The following is a 16,962-nucleotide window of genomic DNA, read 5'->3' on the forward strand; positions in this document are numbered from 1 at the left end:
ATGGCTTAAAGGCGGCACCAGGCCGCCTTTAAGCTTCATCCGGACCGCATCCGCAAGCGGGTAACGGGGAACTACAGTTTTTCAACGGCCCAGGCGATGCCGCTGGCGTACTCTTCCGGTAACTGCGGTACCAGCGCATCCAGCGCGGCCTTAAGCCGTTCTGCATCGCTGTCGGTCAGATTGAGATGACCCACCTTACGGCCCGGACGTACCTCTTTGTCATACCAGTGCAGATGCACCAGCGGCTGCTGCAGCCAGCTGAGGTTCACCGCAGTGCCGATCAGATTGACCATCACCGACGGGGCAAACACCACCGGCTGCGGCAGGGGCAGGCCAAGAATGGCACGCAGATGCAGCTCAAACTGGCTGACTGACGCGCCGTTCTGCGTCCAGTGGCCGCTGTTGTGCACACGCGGAGCCAGCTCGTTGATCAGCAGTCCGGCAGGCGTAACAAAACACTCCATCGCCATCACGCCCACGTAATTCAGCGCCTGCATGATCGCACTCAGCATCGCCTCGGCCTGCTGTTGCTGCGCCTGATCTGCCTGCGGCAGCGCTACGCTGGTGCGCAGTATGCCGTCCTGATGCAGGTTATGCGTCAGCGGATAGAACACAACGTTGCCATCGTGGCCGCGTGCGCCTACCAGGGAGACTTCACCGGAAAAGTTAATGCCCTGCTCAACGATGCAATCACCGTAGCACTCCTCCGGCAGGGTGTGCGTCTCACCGGCGCGCAGACGCCACTGACCGCGCCCGTCGTAACCCCCGGTGCGGCGTTTTACAATGGCCAGTTCGCCCAGCGAGTTAAACACCGCCGGCCATTCGCTTTTATCCGCCAGCAACTGCCACGGCGCGGTGGCGAGCCCCAGCTCATCCAGCAGCTGTTTCTGCGTCAGGCGGTCGGCCAGACGTGGAAAAATATCGCGATTCACAAAGGCGGGATGACGGGCCAGTTCCCGCGTCAGCGCCGTTTCCGGCCAGCGCTCGATTTCGGCGGTGATCACGCTGTCGGCGATAGGAAGCGCGGCAGGATCGGCGTCCAGACCCACCGGATAGACCGCAATGCCCAGCGGTTCACCGGCCTGACGCAGCATACGGCCTAACTGGCCGTTGCCCAGAACGCAGACCGGCTTCATGCATCCACCCGCGGATCGGGATGGTTCAGCACCTCATCAGTCTGGCTCTGCCGCCAGTGATCGAGACGTGACGCCAGTGCGCCGTCATGCAGGGCCAGAATCTGCGCTGCCAGCAGGGCGGCATTGGCTGCGCCCGCTTTGCCAATTGCCAGCGTACCGACCGGAATACCGCGCGGCATCTGAACAATCGAGTAGAGGCTATCCACGCCGCTCAGTGCCGCGCTCTGCACCGGTACACCCAGTACCGGCACCAGGGTTTTCGCCGCCAGCATACCCGGCAGATGTGCCGCGCCACCTGCGCCGGCAATGATCACCTGAAAACCGTTTTCGGCTGCCGATTCGGCGAAGCTGAACAGTTTATCCGGGGTGCGATGCGCAGAGACCACTTCGACATGAAATGGGACGTCCAGGCTGGTAAGGATCTCAGCGGCGAACTGCATGGTGGCCCAGTCACTTCTGGAACCCATGACAATGGCGATGCGGGCCGGGGCGTTGGATGACATGCGGTCAACTCCTGTGAATGAACAAACAGACCTGGCCGGGCGGACAGGTTTTGAAGGGCACAGAGAATAGCATGAGAAGGGCGCAAGGAAAACGGTTGCGTCGGGCTGATGTCGGGGATTTACCCGCTGGTTAAAAGTTGAAATCGATAAGCTGAATGCCAGCAGCGTCAAGCTGGATCATGGAGCCGCGGCTGTGCCAGGCGCCGAGTACCGCGCGTTGCGCCGTCTCGCTCTGCAGGGTCAGCGTATGAATCGCCGGACGATGGGTGTGCCCGTGGATCAGCAGCGGCACCTGATGGCGCTGCATCGTCGTGACCACCGCACCCTGATTCACATCCATGATGCTCTGTGATTTGTGCTGATTAGCCTGTTTACTGTCGGCGCGCATCCGGGCAGCAATGCGTTTGCGGACCCATAACGGCAGGGCCAGAAACAGCCGCTGAATCCACGGATTGTGCACTTTGGCGCGAAAGCGCAGATAACCGGCGTCATCGGTACAGAGCGTATCGCCGTGCATGATCAGCAGGCGATGGCCATACAGCGTCAGCACCTGTTCTTCGGGCAGCAGCGTCATCCCGCTGGCGCGCGCGAAGCGTCGGCCCACCAGGAAGTCGCGATTGCCGTGAATAAAGTAAACCGGAACCGGCAGGGCGCGCAGGGCGCTGGCCACCTGCTGATGCAGAGGATTGGGATCGTCGTCGCCAATCCAGGCCTCAAACAGATCGCCGAGAATATAGAGCGCGTCGCAGTGGGGCGCTTCGCGCTGTAAAAAATGCAGAAAACCGGCGGTAATCGCCGGTTCTTCCTGACACAGATGGAGATCTGCGATAAACAGGGTGCGCGACATTACTCGCTGACGGTCACTTTCTGGATAACGACGTCATCTTTCGGTACATCCTGATGCATGCCGCTGCGACCGGTAGAGACCGCTTTGATCTTCTCGACTACATCCATGCCTTCAACCACTTCAGCGAATACGCAGTAGCCCCAGCCCTGAACGCTTTCGTCACGGAAGTTCAGGAAGTCGTTGTCAGCCACGTTGATGAAAAACTGTGCCGTCGCGGAGTGCGGCGCAGAGGTGCGAGCCATAGCCAGCGTGCCTTTGGTGTTTTTCAGGCCGTTGTTCGCTTCGTTTTTGATTTCGTCTTTGGTCGCTTTCTGTTTCATGCCCGGCTCAAAGCCGCCGCCCTGAATCATAAAGCCGTTGATTACGCGGTGAAAAATGGTGTTGTCGTAAAAACCTTCACGGCAGTAATCCAGGAAGTTCTGTACGGTTGCTGGCGCTTTATCATCGAAGGTTTTGATTACGATATCGCCATGGTTCGTCTGGAAAGTTACCATTTTTGTCGTCCTGTAAAGGTTGTGATCAGTAGCCGGGGTCGCTCTGTCGGATGGCGTCCCCCTTTTTGTCGACCGTTCTTATATCATAATTTCCAATGACGCGTCAGCAGCACGGCGCAGTTGGCTTGCTTTGCGTCGCGCGAGCGATAAAAATACGGCACAATGTCTGGATACTTAAAAGTGTCAACCACACGCGAAAACGGAACCGTTCAATGCTTAAGATTTATAACACCCTGAGTCGACAGAAAGAGGAATTCAAACCCATTCATGCCGGGAAAATCGGCATGTATGTTTGCGGCATCACGGTGTATGACCTCTGTCACATTGGTCATGGGCGGACGTTCGTGGCGTTTGACGTGGTGGCGCGCTATCTGCGCTATCTGGGTTATCAGCTTAATTATGTGCGCAACATTACGGATATTGATGACAAAATCATCAAACGCGCCAATGAAAACGGCGAGAGCATCGAAACCCTGACCAACCGCATGATTGGCGAGATGCACAATGACTTCGCCGCGCTGGGGATTCTGCCGCCGGATCAGGAGCCGCGTGCGACCCGCCACATCCCGGAAATCATTGCGCTGGTGGAGACGCTGATCGCCCGTGGTCACGCCTATGTGGCGGATAACGGCGACGTGATGTTTGATGTGCTGAGCGATCCTGACTACGGCGCACTGTCGCGCCAGGATCTGGAACAGCTGCAGGCAGGCGCACGGGTTGAAGTCGCTGACGTGAAGCGTAACCCGATGGATTTCGTGCTGTGGAAGATGTCTAAAGCGGATGAACCGGCCTGGTCATCACCGTGGGGCAACGGTCGTCCTGGCTGGCACATCGAGTGCTCGGCCATGAACTGCAAACAGCTGGGCAGCCATTTCGATATTCACGGCGGCGGCTCCGATTTGATGTTCCCGCACCATGAAAATGAAATCGCCCAGTCGGGCTGTGCACATGACGGTCCGTACGTTAACTACTGGATGCACTCCGGCATGGTGATGGTTGACCGTGAGAAGATGTCTAAGTCACTCGGCAACTTCTTCACCGTACGTGATGTGCTGCAGCACTATGACGCGGAGACGGTGCGTTACTTCCTGATGTCCGGTCACTACCGCAGCCAGCTCAACTACGGTGAAGATAACCTCAATCAGGCGCGTGCGGCGCTGGAGCGTCTCTATACGGCGCTGCGCCACACCGACAGCAGCGTGCCAGCCAGCGGCGGTGAAGCGTTTGAAGCGCGTTTCCGCAGTGCAATGGATGATGACTTCAATACCCCGGAAGCCTACTCGGTGCTGTTTGATATGGCGCGTGAAGTGAACCGCCTGAAAAGCGAAGAGGGCGCCTCAGCGCATGGGCTGGCGTCGAAGCTGCGTGAGCTGGCCAAAGTGCTGGGCATTCTGCAGCAGGACCCGGAGCTGTTCCTGCAAAGTGGCGCGCAGGTGAATGATGAAGAGGTTGCCGAGATTGAGCATTGGGTGAAAGCCCGAGCCGATGCGCGCGCGGCCAAAGCCTGGGCGGAAGCGGATATCGCCCGCGACAAACTGAACGCGCTGGGCGTGATTGTCGAAGACGGGCCTCAGGGTTCCAGCTGGCGTCGAAAATAAACCGGAGAGGGCGAGCAATCGCCCTTTTTTATTATGACGATTGAGCAGATAGAGATCCGTGGCTTCCGTTCAGTCCGTAACCTGAGGCTGATTGCGCCGCATACGGCAGTGAATCATATTGCATGGGAACAGCGGGAAGGGGAGACGAGGGTCAGGGGAGAGGCGTTGCTGTAACAGCGTCCCCGCAGGGACGCCTGAAGGTTACGCGACCACAGTAATGCGGTAACCCGCAAACTCAACGGTCTGACCGGCCACGATTTTGCAGCGCTTACGGGTTTCCACCGCCCCATCGACCCTGACTTCACCCTCGGCAATCACGACTTTCGCCTGTGCGCCGCTCTGAACCCAGCCTTCCAGCTTCAGCAGGTCACACAGATCGACATGCGGGAATTTTCCCAGTGAAAACGTTGCCATTTAATCTACCTCTTTATCGTGAAACTCTTCACACGCCTGCAGCGTGTTTTGTATCAGTGTTGCGACGGTCATCGGTCCCACACCGCCCGGCACTGGCGTGATGTAGGAGGCGCGTGCTGATGCGCTCTCAAAATCAACGTCGCCCACCACTTTGCCGCTCTCAAGACGGTTGATCCCCACGTCGATGACAATCGCGCCGGGTTTAATCCAGTCACCCGGAATAAAGTTGGGTTTGCCCACCGCGACCACCAGCAGATCGGCGTGTTCAATGTGGTGACGCAGATCTTTAGTAAAACGGTGGGTGACGGTTGTGGTGCAGCCCGCCAGCAGCAGTTCCATGCTCATCGGGCGACCGACGATGTTGGATGCGCCGACCACCACGGCATTCAGGCCGTAGGTGTCGATGTTGTAGCGCTCCAGCAGCGTGATGATACCGCGCGGCGTGCAGGGACGCAGTGTGGGCGCACGCTGACACAGGCGACCCACGTTGTAAGGGTGGAATCCATCGACATCTTTATCAGGCGTGATGCGCTCCAGCACCTTAACGTTATCGATACCCGCTGGCAGCGGCAGCTGAACCAGGATGCCATCGATGTCGTCATCCTGATTGAGCGTGTCGATCAGCGCCAGCAGCTCATCTTCGCGGGTGGTGGCGGGCAGATCGTAAGAGCGCGAGTGGAATCCGACCTCTTCACAGGCACGGCGTTTGCTGGCCACATAGATTTGTGAGGCTGGGTTTTCACCCACCAGCACGACAGCCAGGCCCGGGGCGCGTTTTCCGGCCGCCAGGCGCTGCTTCACTTTTTCCGCAACCTCAACGCGCACCTGCTGCGCAATCGTTTTACCGTCAATAATTTTTGCTGCCATCAGAGAGGAAATCCACTGTGTTGTGTTGAATCGGGGAAGATGGCTATTTTGTCAGAAGCGCGGGCTGCTGTCAGTCACAGTTTCAGCCGTGTATGCGCCTTCCAGCTTTTTCGTCGCGACGAGAGCCCGCCTGCATGCGTATGATATCGGCAGGACAACCCGGGGACGAAGTCATGATTTGGATAATGCTTGCTACGCTGGCGGTGGTATTTGTCGCTGGATTTCAGCTGCTCACCGCTGGCTCACGCCACGCCGCCCAGCGGCTCAGCAAACGGCTGCGTCTGCCTCCGGTACAGGTGGAATCAATGATCGCTATGATGGGCAAAGAGGCGGCGAAAGAGTTTACCGACTATCTCAGCAGCGACAATGAAACGCATCTGCATAATGGTGCTGCGGTGCTGCTGATCTGGCAGGTATTGATTGTTGACGGCAGCGAAGAGAACAGCCAGCGCTGGCATGCGATTCTCAGGCATGCCGGTTTTCCACCGCTTATCAGCCGCCAGCAGCTGCTGCTCGCGCTGGGCTTTCTGCGACAGCTGGAGCCAGATAGCCGGGAGCTGCACGCACTTCGTGAGCAATACAATGCGCATTTCACTTCACAAGGGATTGAGCTGGAAGGAGAATTCACCGGCAGCAGTAAACTCGTGTCGCTCAGCGAATGGCGCAAGCGTCACTGACGTGAATTGGTTATTACAGCAGCACTTCGCTGCCGGGAAGCGGCAAAAACGTTGACGTACCCGCTTCCCGACGTATAATCCGTGCCATCTCCATGCGCCCTTAGCTCAGCTGGATAGAGCACCGGCCTTCTAAGCCGTAGGTCACAGGTTCGAATCCTGTAGGGCGTGCCAAATAAATTCAATGACTTATCCTTTTCCTCCGACTACCTGATTTTCCACATGGGACAGATGTGGGACACGACTGCCAAAAATCGCATCAATTTGCTGTGCATGCTCCGTTAAGTGGTTAGGTGCAAGGTAAGCGTATCGCTGTACCATTTCGATGCTTTCCCAGCCTCCCATTTCCTGCAGCGCTCACAGCGGAACGCCAGACTGGATTAATCAGTTCGCCCAGGTGTGCCTCAGGTCATGCAAATGGAAGTCTTCAATCCCTGCCGCTTTCAGACCGATATTCTGGGGTGATGTGAATCTTACAGGTTCGCATACTCCAGTATTTCTTCACCCATCAGCGTACAATCCACGTCCGAATAATACATAAAGCGCATACGGTATTTACCTTTATAGATATATCCCCAAATTTCAAGAGCGTCTAATTTTCGGGTGCCGCCTTGCGGATTCTTAATCTTTGCCAGCGGGGTAACTTTTTTATCAATAGAGATTCTGTCACCGTTATCCCGATAGAATGACAGCAGCTTTAATGTTTTTCATTGAGCAATCCCCATTTCCTTTTTAATACGATCCAACGCCAGATGCCTTTGAGTAAAGCCATTCAGGCCACCATTAACAAGCAGTGTAACGGCTTTCAAATCGTCTTTATCCGCACGTGGATTAACGAACCGTGAGACCCAGAACTCGCACGCTGTTCTGACTGCAATGTCCGGATAAACGGCAACGGAATCTGGATGATTGACCAAATCCTTATGTAGAATTTTGCCGTAGCGGTCATAATTTTCTCTGCCCGTAAGATGCAGCATCCTACGGCCAATATATTCAGGTCCGTCTCCCGGAAAGTTGTTGCCGACATTGCGGCCTGTTCTTGTATCTGGCTCTTTCAATGAGTGCAGGGAAACTGTCTGTTTCAACGCATGAAAAGGTTGATGAAAACTAAGTTTAATCCTGTGACGATAAAAGCTGAAAAAGAGGAAAATTATGCCTGTTTTATCTTTATTATTTCTCTTCAGCTTTTAATTTGCCATCTGGCGTTAAGGTGTATGTATGCTCATCTATATTAATATAACTTTTACTATTAAGGCTTCCTCTAACAATAATTGCTATGCTGTTATAAACACATTTCTTATTCTCGCCATTACTATCATCAAAGCAGGTATAGTCATCAATTGAACCATCTCTGGTTCCTTTTGGTAATTGTTCATAACCGCCGAAATTCATGACGATAACTGTGTAATTATCGGGAGTGCTGATAATATGATATTTTTTCTGAAGTGAATCTTTATTTTTCAACCACCAGTTTAGTTTTCCTTCAGTAGTCATTGGTAGATGTTCGACAAAAACTGCACCATTATTAACTCTGACTATTTTGGCTGGCTTTGTAGCAATCCATACGCAGTATGCTGTTATTAAAAAAATCACAACTACGCTAATCCTTTTGTATTTAAACATTGTTTTCTCCTGTCAATGTTATAGTAGCCTCGAAATTTGTGAAAAATGGCTTCTGAGAAAAATGCTTTGCTCTCTGTAGAACGAACCATATTCTAAAGAAAGCAATAGAGTTAAATTTAACTTTTAAGATATCTTCTTTATCTAAGCCAAAATGATCTTGTGCTCTGTATTTGACAGTCGCACTATATTTATTGCCCTGAAAGGTCAGGCTTTCTATAGAGATTTCTGTGCTGTTTATATCGTGAACAGTAATGCCCATTCCATTGACGAAATCTTTCCATCTTGTGTATTTAGGTAGGCGACTTTTAGACAACACATTTGAAAAATGCTCTTTCGTCAATTGTGACTTATTAAAATCAAATTGCTCGATAGTGCTTTTAATTATGGATAATGTGCTATCGATAGAGTTGTCACTCAATATGAGATTTCTGTAGGCATTGTTCATAAAAGGATGTTGAAAATCATTTCCATTACTACGTTCCATGTGATTGAAAAGATTTATAATCAAGCCTTGGTATGGTCCTCGGAAAGAAAAAGCATAGGACTGAGATCGTAGCTCATCATATAATATCGCAATAGCTTTTTCTCTATTAACCGGCTGTATAGAGTGAGTAGCAGGATGCTGATAGGAGGGACCAAAAGTAGCCCAATCGATGAAAGTTGATACTTGCCCGAGATGATAATGCTTTTTTAGTAAATCAACATCCATATCGCCACTTTGCATGTCATCGGCATTTCTGTCATTGAATCTTTTTTTTGTAGTGAAGATGATCAGTTTTTTGTCGATTCCTTTCATTTAAAAATCAATCCCTTTTATTCAAATGTTTGAGTATTATACATTTTCTGTTTGTAAAGTAGGTTAAGAATCTTCTCAACATTGTTCAGAGTCATCGACGCCCACACGATCATGCAGTGATGAACTTTAGCCGTGAGAGTAGTCATTTTCTAAAGAGTCATATTTGGAGGCAGATCACAAATTTAAATGAAAAAATCACATATGCAACAGATAACTGGCTCGAAAGTTATAATCCTGCATCAATTTCAGTGGCTTACGCCATATTCCACCCTACCTGATTTTCTCCTTATGTCATATTTGTGTTGTTTTCCTCCAAAAGTGAGTCAGCTTTGCGCGCATGTTAAGTCAGATGGTTAGGTGCCAGATGAGCATATCGACGTACTATTTCGATGCTTTCCCATCCGCCTATTTCCTGCAGCGCGGACAGCGGAACGCCAGACTGGATTAAGCAGTTCGCTTAGGTGTGTCTTAGGGCATGAATGCGGAAGTCTTTCACTCGCAACTGGATTGGGCGGTTATGAGCAGCGACAGCTCGGTGACGAAGGTGGCGGGTGAATGGGGGCGAGCTGAGCCGCAGAGCACGCGAACCAGACGCTGTCGCCGCTATTTGACAAGGAGCGTGAGTAGAACCGGCTGCGTGAGACGCAGCTGATAGATAAAATCAGTAACCGGGCGGCGGATATCCTACGGACAGAGGGGCAGATAGCCGCGACGAAGGCCGCAAACGAACAGATGAAGGATGTCACGCCGGGGCAGATGAAGACGGCAGAGGCGGAAGGCGAATCCGGGTAAAAAGCCAACGGCTGGGGACATCAGCGGGCAGGCTTACCAGACTTTCTATACCTAAATTAAAGGAGCAGTAGCTGAATCTGCTGGTTCTGAATATCCTGAAAGTTCCGAACAAAACCTGGCTGAAAAAGTTCAGCAGCAACTGGAGAAAAGAGTCATGCAAAATAAGAAAATTAAACTCTTATTATTATTGATTTCTTCATGGGTAGTGGGCCTTTTCATTATTCTTGTAGGTGGTCGAATATTTATATCTCTGGCATCCTATTTTTTATCAGGTGATTTTGATTTTTATCGAAATGACTTAGTCAGAGCAGCTGAAATATCAATTGGATGTGGGGTGATTATTGGCGTAGGACAATGTCTCATGTCGAAAGAGAAACCGTCCTCGCCTTCAAATCCTGAGTGATGTACGTAAATCATGGCCTTGTTGCCGGGATTTTACATTATGTGTCAGCCAGTTACCCTTCAGTCGCCAGCTGGATGATTAACCGTCCCGGCCCGGTGATTACCTCGATCTTTTGCCCGGTGGTAAAGCCCAGCGCTTCCAGCCAGCGTCCCTTGATGGTGAGCTGTGGCAGCGGGTTCGGCTGACCTTTATTGGGTCGGTATCCCACTCTGTAATAATGCGCCCGCGATTCGCTGGCGGCGGTTGTGGATGTGCGTGTCTCTGACTTATGATGCGTGTCAGCCATGATCAACTCCTTCTTAGTTGCTTATGGTCAGCGGCTGCTGCGGGTTGCCGCCCGCTTCAGCCGCGCAAAAATCTCTCTTTTCGCGCTTCCCGTTCTGTTATTCCCTGTTTAAATATACAACTTCTGCCCGGTAAACGCGCTGAAACTTAAATATAATGTTGCGATGCCTCTCTGGAAAAATGAATTCTTTCCATTTCACATTTTGCTTATCTCTTCTTTCTTATGAGGTCTGTAATATCTGCTCTGGGCGGGAATTCATATTGTGAATCTGTACTATTTGCCTTTAGTCCCTCTCAAAAATGCCGCTGCTACTTACACTTATCCTGTTTTTGTCTTTATGGTTACGCCTGAAACTCAGCGGGGTGCCGATGACGCGCTTTTTACAGACAGCGTCATTTAGCTTTGTGATATAACCAGATACCAGTGAAGGCAAGCAGCACAGAAAAAACGGCCTTTAGTAGAATCACTGTGAACTCGAAGCTATCCATAGCATTTTCACCATCACCATTAATGTGACCTGCAATCAATGATCTGATGAATCCTTCGGGTATAAGAACCCAGGAAGCGAAAAGGATTGCCATAAATATCCCTATTTTCATTGCGAGATACCCTTTGTGAAATGATGAACATCAATGCGGCAGTATGCATCCCCATCATACACCGGAGTCGACACTATTGAGTGGGTGAATCCTGAAGCTATTGCGAAGCCTTAAATATGCCAGCCACCACACTGAGTAATCACGCTGCCACAGCACGCCTCATCACACACTTTCCTTCCCCCTGCCGCAGTGCCATGATACCCCTCAACATCACCGTTCATGGCCAGCCCGCCACAGCGCATAAACAGGGAACTCACCACCATGGAAAATAACCATCTGACAGACATCGCTGACGCCTTTCCCCGGTTGGCCATCGATCTCAAATACGCCACCGCCGACAACCTCACCGGGCAGCCAATCTACCGCGACGCGCGCTGTCTGCTGCACGTAGATGCGGCGAAAGCGCTGGCGAAAAGTATCGATATTGCAGAGGTCGCGGGCTATACGCTGCTCATTCTCGACGCGTACCGGCCTCCTGAAGCGCAGGCGATCCTCTGGCAGGCGTGCCCGAATCCGGACTATGTTGTTCCCCTGGCGCTCGGCTCTAATCACAGCCGGGGCACGGCGGTGGATGTGACGCTGATCGACGAGCGCGGCGAGATAATGGATATGGGCACCGGCTTTGATGAGATGAGCGAGCACTCCCATCCTTATCATCCTGCGGTAGCCGTGCAGGCGCAGCGTAACCGGCTGCTGCTCAATGCCATCATGCTGGGAGGCGGTTTTACCGGCATTGCAACTGAATGGTGGCATTTTGAACTGCCCGATGCCGGGCGCTATCCACTCATCGAAGGGGTATTCGGCTGCTACGCAACAACGCGAATGGAAAATATCAGCCTGTCTTCGTAAAGGATACAGGTTTTATTACTGGCGAAAAGTTTATGCAGTAATAAATTTATAGGGATTGAGAGAACGGGCGGGGCAGGGCGCAGAAACAGGTACGTGAAATAAATACGCCGTGGCAGGAGCCACGGCGACGATATTATGCAGACTGCCACTCACTTTCAACGTCAGCTTTGGCTTTAGAAAGGATGACTTTATTATCGTCAACCTCTTTCACCCAGCTGAAAGGAATAATGTGGTGTTTGCCGCCCGCTTCCGGGTCGCTTTTCGCCAGCTTAATTTTGTCGTCACCTTCGAAATGATCGACGATACCGACATGTTCACCGTTAACATCAACAACCTGAGCGTGATCTAAAATTTCTGATTTATCTACCATGGTGGCTTAATCCTTATATTTAATGAGTTCAGTTGCCGTCAGACAAAACAAGCCTGGCTGTTAAATGCCGTTTTAGCCAGGCGATTAACAAAATGAAATAGTTAAGCTGACTGGCCCTGATGGCGATGATGATCAGACCGATGACCTCGCTGCAGGCCAGCCTGCAGGCGTTTTACCTTACTGAAAGGAGTAACCATGAGAGCAGTCAGTTCAATAACGGCCGAAGGCGGCGTCTGGATTAATCAGCCGCCGGTACACACTCTACAGGGTGATGTGCTGCAGTTTGAAACTGCCCTGAACAGCGATTTCTGGCAGCGGACCTGGTATGGTTTCGAACGGCACAGCGGCCATGCGTTTGGCTTCTGGGTGGAAAATGATTTTACCGTTCAGGTGCAGGTGAGGGCGGACTTCAGCCAGCTTTATGACCAGGCCGGTCTGTTTATTCAGGACAGTGAAACGCACTGGGTTAAAGCAGGCATTGAGTTTAATGATGACCAGCCTGCCATCGGCAGCGTGGTCACGCGCGAGTTTTCTGACTGGTCTACCGGTGTTTTCCCCGGTGATGCGCGTCAGTTCTGGATGCGCGCGACGCTGGAAAAGGCGGCATTGCGAATCCAGTACTCCACCGACGGCCTGACCTGGCCACTTTTGCGGCTCTGTCCCTGGCCCGGTCAGGCGCAGCGTTTTGTCGGCGTGATGGGCTGCTCGCCGGAGCGACAGGGGCTGGCGATCCGTTTTTCCGACTTCAGGCTGGGGCCTCCCCTCAGTAAAGAGCTGCACGACCTGTCATAACCGGGGCGGCACATTGCATATCGTCGCAGAATCGGCTTAATTGTCAGGTCAGAATTTGTGGTGACGCGTCGTCCATGCAGGAGGACGCCTTTTCAGGGAAAGCTATGCGCTGTGCCACCTCGTTTACCACACTGCTGGTTATCAGCTGCTGCGCCGGATGGGCTCAGCAGGCCGCCGCGGATACCGTCTGGCTGAATAATGGCGACCGGCTCACCGGCACCATTCGTTACCTGAGCGATGGCAAGCTGGCGATAGAGACGCATTACGCCGGCACGGTCACGCTGGACTGGAATGCGGTCAGCACCCTCGCCAGCGACAATCCGGTGAATGTTGAAAACAAAAAAACCGGTGAACATTATCAGGTGCGACTCTCCTCCTCTGATCCCGGCTACGTCTGGGTGGAACGCGACGAGCAGGAGCAGCAGGTCTCCGTCAGGCGCATCGATGAGTTTATGAAAGCCAAAGTCCGCAGCGATCAGCTCGCCTGGACCGGCAACATCGACGCCGGTATGAAGGTTAAAAAAGCCTCTACCAAAACGGACGACTACAGTTTTGCGCTCAACACCAAGCTGAACCAGGGAAAATGGCGGCATGATATTGGCGCAACCTACAATCGCGAGCAGGAAAACGCGAGTGTCAACACTGACAACTACAGCCTGCGCTACGCCGTTGACTATCTGTTCCGGGAGCAGTTCTTCTGGCAGGCACGCGCCACCTATAAGCGCGACTGGGTGGAGAATCTGTCGCGCCAGGCACTGATTGGCACCGGTCCCGGCTATCAGCTGTGGGACACCGAACTCAGCAGCTTCTCGCTCTCCCTGCTGGGTGGTGCCTTTGAGTATGGTTACAGCGATGACCGGGAGGAGCGCCACTTTGGCGGCTCGCTGCGCTGGAACTATCAGCGCTATCTGCTGGGCAAATCGGTCACGCTCTACAGCAACGGTGATGTCGGTCATTCGCTGGATGACGACGGCGTATTCATGCTGGATGCGGAAGTTGGCCTGCGCTATAGCCTGACCTCCTGGTCGACCCTGCACGTTGGCTACCATCGTAATCTGGTCAGCGGCATTCCTGATACCCTGAACGAAGGGATCTTCTCCACCGGATTAGGCCTGAAGTGGTAACCCGCTGACGACACACTGTTGCAGCAAATCCTTACGGTTTTTATCCGGTTACGGGCGCGGGATTGGCTAAGCTGCTTCTATTGTCACAACGGGAACACAGAAGATGATCGTAAGCAGCAGGGTATATCGTCCGGGAAGCGCGGGCGAAGAGATAGACGTTGAGGATATCAGCGACGTGATTAAAGAGCCGGAGGCGTTTATCTGGCTCGGCCTGTGGCAGCCAGACGCGGCGTTTATGGCAAAGATCAAAGAAGAGTTCGGACTCCACGAACTGGCCGTTGAAGATGCGCTGAATGCGCACCAGCGGCCCAAGATCGAACATTATGGCGAGTCGCTGTTTATCGTGGTGAAAACGGTGCGTGCGAAAGATGACAGCTGTGAACTGGGCGAAACCCATTTCTTTGTCGGAAAAAATTTCCTGATCAGCATCCGTCACGGTGCTTCGGAGAGCTACAGTCCGGTGCGTGAACGGGCGGCTGAAAATCCGGCGCTGCTGAAACTGGGGCCGGGTTATCCGCTCTACTGCCTGCTCGATTTTATTGTCGACCGTTATGCCGAACTCTCCACCTCGCTGAACGAACGCGTCGGGCAGATGGAGAACGATCTCTTCACCAGCGAATTTGACCGCCGATCGGTACAGGCGGTCTATACCGTGCGGCGGCAGCTGCTGAAGCTGCGCAATGCAGCACTGCCGCTGGAAGAGATCTGCAACCAGCTTATTCACCTGCATGAGGATCTGATCCCGCGCCCGCTGCGCGCCTATATCCGGGACGTGCAGGATCACGCCCGCCATGTGGTGACCGATGCGGAAGATATGCGCGAGATGCTCACCAGTGCCATGCAGGTCAATCTGGCGCTGGTGACGGTACAGCAGAATGAGGTTGTGAAAAAGCTGGCAGGGTGGGGCGCCATCCTGGTTATCCCGACCGTGGTGTTCAGCATGTATGGCATGAACTTCGAACATATGCCGGAGCTGAAGTCGCATTATGGCTATCCGCTGGCAGTCGGTCTGACGCTGCTGGCCTGCGGCGGATTGTGGGCCAGGCTGCGTCGCTCCGGCTGGCTGTAGGGCAATCCAGAGGCGGACGAATTAATTCTCCGCCTCGCTTAATGCTTATTTTCGTTATTTAAGCGCAGCGCATCCGATACGGCGATAATATCTTTTTTATCGCTGTTCACCGGATGGCAATTAACGCGGTTCTGCACGTGCTGTTATTCCTTCCCGGTCGATGCTGGCTGAATTTTTATTTCTTCACTACGATAAACTGACAAAACGAGAGGCGACTTACCGTCTGGCGAAATAAGCCTGACGCTGATGAGAGGCAATAAGATCAGGAGAGAATCAGATGAAAGAACGGCTTGCGGCGGCGTGTCTCTCCTCATCCGTCACGCACTCCGGCGGATCTGAGGCTTCGGGACGATACCGCCATGAATGACAGCGACTGGGTGCTGGCAATTGCCCGGACGCAGTTTGCGCTGACCATGGGCATGCATATTACGCTGGCGGCGCTGACGCTGGGACTGGCCCCCTTTCTGGTGTGGTTTGAGGCGCGCTGGCTGTGGGGAAAGCAGCAGGCTGCACGGGATGCGCTGCACTTCTGGCTGACGCTCTTTTCCCTGACGGTGGCGATAGGTGCCGCCTCCGGCGTCGTCATGGAGTTTCAGTTCGGCACGCACTGGGCGCGCTTTTCACAGCAGGCCGGCGGCGTGATTGGGCCATTAATGTTCTATGAGGTGCTGGTCGCGTTTTTTCTCGAATCGGCCCTGACCGGAGTGATGCTGTTCGGTTTCAACAAAATCCGGCCCGGCGTGCATTTTGCCGTGACCTGTCTGGTGGCGTTCGGCGCGCTGCTCAGCGCCTTCTGGATTCTGGCTGCTAACTCATGGATGCAGACGCCGGTCGGCTTTACGCGCGATCCGAACGGGGTTTTTCTGGCCGACAGCTGGCGGTCGCTTTTGCAGGCTCCCTCCTTTGTGTGGCGCTTCAGCCATATGGTGGTCGGGTCGCTGATTGCCGTGGCAGTGATGATCGCGGGCGTGGCGGCGTGGCGACTCCGGTATTTCAGCGGGGAAGCGGCTTCGCGTCTGATGCTCAACAGCGCGCTGACGTTGCTGCTGTTTGCGGTGCCACTGCAGATCGTTCTCGGCGATCTGCACGGTGAAAACACCCGCGACTACCAGCCCGCTAAACTGGCTGCGATGGAAGGCAGCTGGCACCAGCCAGCCCCCGGGGAGGGGGAACCTCTGCGGCTGTTTGCGCTGCCGGACCAGCAGGCGCAGCGCAACATTCTGGAGGTCACTCTGCCCGCACTCGGATCGCTCTATCTGCGCCACAACCTCTCCGGCCACATTAAAAGCCTGAGCGAATTTCCCGCGGATGCCATCCCCCCGGTGCTCCCGGTCTTTTTCGCTTTTCGCCTGATGGTGGGGCTGGGGATGATTATCCTGGTGACCACGCTGACGGCGAATCTGCAGCGCTGGCGGGGAGGGCTGACCACGTCGGGGCGCTTTCTGCGCTGGCTGACATGGCTCTCACCGGCGGGCTTTATTGCCCTGCTGTCAGGCTGGGTCGTGACCGAAGTCGGGCGTCAGCCGTGGACGGTCTATGGCCTGTTACGCACCGCACAAAGCGTCTCGCCGCTGTCACTCAGCAGCACGCTGGGCATCTTCGTGGCGGTGCTGCTGATCTATGCGCTGACCTTCGCCCTCGGCTTACGCTATCTGCTGCGCCGGGTTAAAGGTGAGATGCCATCGGGAGAACCGGTGGTGATTGCGCTGAAAACGCCCCATTAGGA

At 53.6% G+C, this 16,962-nt stretch carries 20 protein-coding genes, 1 tRNA gene and 2 pseudogenes; 9 read left to right on the forward strand and 14 right to left on the reverse strand.

Annotation, left to right across the window (positions count from 1 at the left end):
• Positions 1-71 precede the first annotated feature (71 nt).
• From purK to ppiB, 4 genes are all read right to left on the reverse strand, one after another.
• The gene (gene purK / locus AC6I7A_RS04745; RefSeq protein ID WP_058956345.1) at positions 72-1,136 is read right to left on the reverse strand and encodes a 5-(carboxyamino)imidazole ribonucleotide synthase; all 1,065 of its coding nucleotides are present in this window, start codon (positions 1,134-1,136) and stop codon (positions 72-74) included.
• On the reverse strand, positions 1,133-1,639 hold the full coding sequence (purE, locus tag AC6I7A_RS04750; RefSeq protein ID WP_009091589.1) for a 5-(carboxyamino)imidazole ribonucleotide mutase: 507 nt from the start codon (positions 1,637-1,639) through the stop codon (positions 1,133-1,135). Before purE ends, purK begins: the two co-directional genes overlap by 4 nt.
• 130 nt (positions 1,640-1,769) lie before the next feature.
• On the reverse strand, positions 1,770-2,486 hold the full coding sequence (lpxH, locus tag AC6I7A_RS04755) for a UDP-2,3-diacylglucosamine diphosphatase (protein WP_058956344.1): 717 nt from the start codon (positions 2,484-2,486) through the stop codon (positions 1,770-1,772).
• The gene (gene ppiB, locus AC6I7A_RS04760) at positions 2,486-2,980 is read right to left on the reverse strand and encodes a peptidylprolyl isomerase B (RefSeq protein WP_009091583.1); all 495 of its coding nucleotides are present in this window, start codon (positions 2,978-2,980) and stop codon (positions 2,486-2,488) included. Before ppiB ends, lpxH begins: the two co-directional genes overlap by 1 nt.
• Positions 2,981-3,192: 212 nt before the next feature.
• Between ppiB and cysS the strand changes: the two genes are divergently transcribed.
• On the forward strand, positions 3,193-4,578 hold the full coding sequence (gene cysS, locus AC6I7A_RS04765) for a cysteine--tRNA ligase (protein ID WP_046101382.1): 1,386 nt from the start codon (positions 3,193-3,195) through the stop codon (positions 4,576-4,578).
• Positions 4,579-4,779: 201 nt separating this feature from the next.
• On the opposite strand, the gene ybcJ is transcribed toward cysS, so the two are convergent.
• Together ybcJ and folD are read right to left on the reverse strand one after the other, a co-directional pair.
• Positions 4,780-4,992, reverse strand: a complete 213-nt coding sequence (gene ybcJ, locus AC6I7A_RS04770) for a ribosome-associated protein YbcJ (RefSeq protein ID WP_009091579.1) — start codon at positions 4,990-4,992, stop codon at positions 4,780-4,782.
• Positions 4,993-5,859: a bifunctional methylenetetrahydrofolate dehydrogenase/methenyltetrahydrofolate cyclohydrolase FolD gene (gene folD / locus AC6I7A_RS04775; protein WP_009091578.1), complete on the reverse strand. Its 867-nt coding sequence runs from the start codon at positions 5,857-5,859 to the stop codon at positions 4,993-4,995.
• 173 nt (positions 5,860-6,032) lie between these two features.
• Here folD and AC6I7A_RS04780 point away from each other — a divergent pair, with 173 nt between their 5' ends.
• Complete coding sequence (locus AC6I7A_RS04780) at positions 6,033-6,536, forward strand: DUF1198 family protein (RefSeq protein ID WP_058956343.1); 504 nt, start codon at positions 6,033-6,035, stop codon at positions 6,534-6,536.
• A 94-nt stretch (positions 6,537-6,630) separates the two neighbouring features.
• A tRNA-Arg gene (locus AC6I7A_RS04785) sits at positions 6,631-6,707 on the forward strand.
• A 15-nt stretch (positions 6,708-6,722) separates the two neighbouring features.
• Here the strand turns inward: AC6I7A_RS04785 and AC6I7A_RS04790 are convergent.
• From AC6I7A_RS04790 to AC6I7A_RS04810, 5 genes and pseudogenes are all read right to left on the reverse strand, one after another.
• Positions 6,723-6,986: pseudogene (locus tag AC6I7A_RS04790) on the reverse strand (tyrosine-type recombinase/integrase); the annotation flags it as partial.
• 254 nt (positions 6,987-7,240) lie between these two features.
• The gene (locus AC6I7A_RS04795; protein WP_230200809.1) at positions 7,241-7,618 is read right to left on the reverse strand and encodes a glycoside hydrolase family 19 protein; all 378 of its coding nucleotides are present in this window, start codon (positions 7,616-7,618) and stop codon (positions 7,241-7,243) included.
• A gap of 85 nt (positions 7,619-7,703) precedes the next feature.
• Positions 7,704-8,156, reverse strand: coding sequence for a DUF943 family protein (locus AC6I7A_RS04800; RefSeq protein ID WP_058956341.1), 453 nt, complete (start codon positions 8,154-8,156; stop codon positions 7,704-7,706).
• A complete protein-coding gene (locus tag AC6I7A_RS04805) occupies positions 8,149-8,952 on the reverse strand; it encodes a DUF3289 family protein (protein ID WP_140028198.1) in 804 nt (267 codons plus the stop codon). The genes AC6I7A_RS04800 and AC6I7A_RS04805 overlap by 8 nt, the downstream gene beginning before the upstream one ends.
• 343 nt (positions 8,953-9,295) lie before the next feature.
• Positions 9,296-9,448 (reverse strand): annotated as a pseudogene (locus AC6I7A_RS04810) (tyrosine-type recombinase/integrase); the annotation flags it as partial.
• Positions 9,449-9,898: 450 nt separating this feature from the next.
• Between AC6I7A_RS04810 and AC6I7A_RS04815 the strand changes: the two are divergent.
• On the forward strand, positions 9,899-10,147 hold the full coding sequence (locus AC6I7A_RS04815) for a hypothetical protein (RefSeq protein ID WP_140028199.1): 249 nt from the start codon (positions 9,899-9,901) through the stop codon (positions 10,145-10,147).
• 52 nt (positions 10,148-10,199) lie between these two features.
• On the opposite strand, the gene AC6I7A_RS04820 is transcribed toward AC6I7A_RS04815, so the two are convergent.
• On the reverse strand, positions 10,200-10,433 hold the full coding sequence (locus AC6I7A_RS04820; RefSeq protein ID WP_058956340.1) for a SymE family type I addiction module toxin: 234 nt from the start codon (positions 10,431-10,433) through the stop codon (positions 10,200-10,202).
• 709 nt (positions 10,434-11,142) lie between these two features.
• The gene (locus AC6I7A_RS04825) at positions 11,143-11,295 is read right to left on the reverse strand and encodes a hypothetical protein (RefSeq protein WP_195910791.1); all 153 of its coding nucleotides are present in this window, start codon (positions 11,293-11,295) and stop codon (positions 11,143-11,145) included.
• Here AC6I7A_RS04825 and ddpX point away from each other — a divergent pair.
• Positions 11,294-11,881 carry a D-alanyl-D-alanine dipeptidase gene (gene ddpX / locus AC6I7A_RS04830; protein WP_058956338.1) on the forward strand — a complete coding sequence of 196 codons (588 nt, stop codon included), beginning with the start codon at positions 11,294-11,296 and terminating at the stop codon, positions 11,879-11,881. The genes AC6I7A_RS04825 and ddpX overlap by 2 nt on opposite strands.
• Before the next feature lie 133 nt (positions 11,882-12,014).
• On the opposite strand, the gene AC6I7A_RS04835 is transcribed toward ddpX, so the two are convergent.
• On the reverse strand, positions 12,015-12,251 hold the full coding sequence (locus AC6I7A_RS04835) for a DUF2171 domain-containing protein (RefSeq protein WP_003854080.1): 237 nt from the start codon (positions 12,249-12,251) through the stop codon (positions 12,015-12,017).
• Between the two features lie 195 nt (positions 12,252-12,446).
• Here AC6I7A_RS04835 and AC6I7A_RS04840 point away from each other — a divergent pair, with 195 nt between their 5' ends.
• The 4 genes from AC6I7A_RS04840 (at position 12,447) to AC6I7A_RS04855 (ending at position 16,960) form a co-directional block, all read left to right on the forward strand.
• Entirely contained in the window at positions 12,447-13,043 is a 597-nt protein-coding gene (locus AC6I7A_RS04840; RefSeq protein ID WP_058956337.1) for a DUF1349 domain-containing protein, read from the forward strand.
• A gap of 104 nt (positions 13,044-13,147) precedes the next feature.
• Positions 13,148-14,167 carry a DUF481 domain-containing protein gene (locus AC6I7A_RS04845; RefSeq protein ID WP_058956336.1) on the forward strand — a complete coding sequence of 340 codons (1,020 nt, stop codon included), beginning with the start codon at positions 13,148-13,150 and terminating at the stop codon, positions 14,165-14,167.
• 103 nt (positions 14,168-14,270) lie between these two features.
• Complete coding sequence (locus tag AC6I7A_RS04850; protein WP_058956335.1) at positions 14,271-15,236, forward strand: magnesium and cobalt transport protein CorA; 966 nt, start codon at positions 14,271-14,273, stop codon at positions 15,234-15,236.
• A 359-nt stretch (positions 15,237-15,595) separates the two neighbouring features.
• A complete protein-coding gene (locus AC6I7A_RS04855) occupies positions 15,596-16,960 on the forward strand; it encodes a cytochrome ubiquinol oxidase subunit I (RefSeq protein WP_058956334.1) in 1,365 nt (454 codons plus the stop codon).
• Positions 16,961-16,962: the final 2 nt, after the last annotated feature.

This window comes from Type-F symbiont of Plautia stali (assembly GCF_059731105.1).

Bases quoted from the DNA above. Each gene is read 5' to 3' on its own strand.
- purK (WP_058956345.1), bottom strand. From the start codon at position 1,136: ATGAAGCCGGTCTGCGTTCTGGGCAACGGCCAGTTAGGCCGTATGCTG.
- purE (WP_009091589.1), bottom strand. From the start codon at position 1,639: ATGTCATCCAACGCCCCGGCCCGCATCGCCATTGTCATGGGTTCCAGA.
- lpxH (WP_058956344.1), bottom strand. From the start codon at position 2,486: ATGTCGCGCACCCTGTTTATCGCAGATCTCCATCTGTGTCAGGAAGAA.
- ppiB (WP_009091583.1), bottom strand. From the start codon at position 2,980: ATGGTAACTTTCCAGACGAACCATGGCGATATCGTAATCAAAACCTTC.
- cysS (WP_046101382.1), top strand. From the start codon at position 3,193: ATGCTTAAGATTTATAACACCCTGAGTCGACAGAAAGAGGAATTCAAA.
- ybcJ (WP_009091579.1), bottom strand. From the start codon at position 4,992: ATGGCAACGTTTTCACTGGGAAAATTCCCGCATGTCGATCTGTGTGAC.
- folD (WP_009091578.1), bottom strand. From the start codon at position 5,859: ATGGCAGCAAAAATTATTGACGGTAAAACGATTGCGCAGCAGGTGCGC.
- AC6I7A_RS04780 (WP_058956343.1), top strand. From the start codon at position 6,033: ATGATTTGGATAATGCTTGCTACGCTGGCGGTGGTATTTGTCGCTGGA.
- AC6I7A_RS04800 (WP_058956341.1), bottom strand. From the start codon at position 8,156: ATGTTTAAATACAAAAGGATTAGCGTAGTTGTGATTTTTTTAATAACA.
- AC6I7A_RS04805 (WP_140028198.1), bottom strand. From the start codon at position 8,952: ATGAAAGGAATCGACAAAAAACTGATCATCTTCACTACAAAAAAAAGA.
- AC6I7A_RS04815 (WP_140028199.1), top strand. From the start codon at position 9,899: ATGCAAAATAAGAAAATTAAACTCTTATTATTATTGATTTCTTCATGG.
- AC6I7A_RS04820 (WP_058956340.1), bottom strand. From the start codon at position 10,433: ATGGCTGACACGCATCATAAGTCAGAGACACGCACATCCACAACCGCC.
- ddpX (WP_058956338.1), top strand. From the start codon at position 11,294: ATGGAAAATAACCATCTGACAGACATCGCTGACGCCTTTCCCCGGTTG.
- AC6I7A_RS04825 (WP_195910791.1), bottom strand. From the start codon at position 11,295: ATGGTGGTGAGTTCCCTGTTTATGCGCTGTGGCGGGCTGGCCATGAAC.
- AC6I7A_RS04835 (WP_003854080.1), bottom strand. From the start codon at position 12,251: ATGGTAGATAAATCAGAAATTTTAGATCACGCTCAGGTTGTTGATGTT.
- AC6I7A_RS04840 (WP_058956337.1), top strand. From the start codon at position 12,447: ATGAGAGCAGTCAGTTCAATAACGGCCGAAGGCGGCGTCTGGATTAAT.
- AC6I7A_RS04845 (WP_058956336.1), top strand. From the start codon at position 13,148: ATGCGCTGTGCCACCTCGTTTACCACACTGCTGGTTATCAGCTGCTGC.
- AC6I7A_RS04850 (WP_058956335.1), top strand. From the start codon at position 14,271: ATGATCGTAAGCAGCAGGGTATATCGTCCGGGAAGCGCGGGCGAAGAG.
- AC6I7A_RS04855 (WP_058956334.1), top strand. From the start codon at position 15,596: ATGAATGACAGCGACTGGGTGCTGGCAATTGCCCGGACGCAGTTTGCG.